Origin of the sequence: Candidatus Enterococcus huntleyi (genome assembly GCF_009933175.1) — a bacterium.
Lineage (GTDB): Bacteria > Bacillota > Bacilli > Lactobacillales > Enterococcaceae > Enterococcus_K > Enterococcus_K huntleyi.
In genome coordinates, this window is record NZ_MAEJ01000017.1 from 1 (window position 1) to 1,904 (window position 1,904).

Annotated in this window: 1 protein-coding gene; it reads left to right on the forward strand. The window is 41.6% G+C overall.

The annotated features are described in order from the left end of the window. Positions 1-440: 440 nt before the first annotated feature. Complete coding sequence (ltrA, locus tag BAU15_RS10375; protein WP_161842673.1) at positions 441-1,829, forward strand: group II intron reverse transcriptase/maturase; 1,389 nt, start codon at positions 441-443, stop codon at positions 1,827-1,829. Positions 1,830-1,904: the final 75 nt, after the last annotated feature.

Sequence of the window (1,904 nt, forward strand, 5' to 3'; positions counted from 1 at the left end):
TTTAGGTGCGCCTTGCATGGGCAATAACTTGGTGGTGAAAGTCCACTACAGGCTTGGCAGTAGGAACTGTTAGCGAAGGGCAAGGTGGCAATCGCGAGGTTGTAGCTGAAGGAAGCCGGACGCAAACTCCTGAACTGACGAACAGAAACTGGATATAAGGCTGAATTAGGTCGGATAAGTCTGCCTAACAAGACAAAGTCCAATACTGCCCGAAACCTATACAGTAAATCCAGCAGTTACATGGGAGGAAAGTTATTGTCCTTACCAGGGGAGGTCTTACGAGGGTGTAGTGTAAGTTGAATGATAACGAACCGACACAACTTTAATGGTGACATTGAAGTGAATCGTAAGAAGTCAGCCGAGGTCATAGTAGTAGCTAAGCTGATCGGCTATGAAGGACTGAACAATAATAATCTTGGGGAATTTAGGAGGTGTGAGGAGTGCGACAATCGCAGAAAACAGGGATATCTGACTACTGTCAAAAGGATAGTGTGGAACATGAAGAATATGACGGAGTGCGTAGTGCTTCTTATGGTGAACAAATAGACCAAGATGGTGTATCAACTCTGTTTGAGAGAATCCTCTCTAGAAATAATCTCAATCAAGCGTATCTTCAAGTGGTCAGAAATAAGGGAGCCGCTGGCGTGGATGGTATGACATACGACCAGTTACTTCCCTACTTGAAGGAAAATCGAAAGGAATTACTTAGCCAACTACGCAAAGGTTCATATAAGCCATCACCAGTAAGACGGGTCGAAATACCAAAACCCAATGGTGAAAAGCGGAAGTTAGGTATTCCTACGGTCATCGACCGAATGCTTCAACAAGCAATCAATCAGATTTTACAGCCGATATTTGAAACCGAGTTCTCCGATAATAGTTTTGGGTTTCGTCCAAAACGTAGTGCACAAATGGCTATCATACAAGCAAAGTCGTACTACGAACAAGGATACAAATACGTGGTAGATATTGATATGAAAGCTTATTTTGACACAGTTAATCATGATAAACTAATGTTTCTAATTGAAAAGAGGGTCAAAGACAAACAAGTGTTGCGGCTGATTCGACAATACTTGATGAGTGGAATTATGGAAAATGGACTCGTTCACCCTTCAACAGAAGGTACACCTCAGGGTGGGAACTTATCCCCATTGTTAAGCAATATCTATCTCAATGAATTTGACCAACTACTAGAAGCAAGAGGACATCAGTTTGTTCGTTATGCGGACGATTGTAATATCTATGTACGAAGTAAACGAGCAGGACAGCGAGTGATGAGAAATTCTATAGAATTTCTAGAACAAACCTTAAAGCTGACTGTCAATCGTGAGAAAAGTGCCGTGGGAAGTCCCTTGAAACGTAAGTTTCTCGGGTTCTGTATCATGCCAACAAAAACTGGGGTTAAAATTCGCCCTCATGCGAAAGCAAAAATAACCGTAAAACAGAAACTGAAAAAGATTACGAAACGTAATCGTGGTAGAAGTATAGCAGTTTTATTTAAAGAGATTAAGAGCCTAATGAATGGTTGGATAAACTACTATGGTATCGGTGAAATGAAAGGATTTATGAGGGAGCTAAATAAATGGTTGAAGCGTAGAATCCGACAATATATCTGGAAACAGTGGAAAAATCCACGAACCAAAAGAAGGAATTTAATAGTGTTGGGAATCGATAAGCGGAAAGCATATGAGTGGTCGAATACTAGAAAAGGCTACTGGAAGATAGCGAAAAGTTATATTCTTCACCGCTCGCTTACAGACAAAGAACTGGCATCCCGAGGATATATGGATATATCCTTGAAATACCAGTTCGTACACTCAAATTATTGAACCGCCGTATACGGAACCGTACGTACGGTGGTGTGAGAGGGGTGCGAACCTATGCGTTCGGACCTCTACTCGATT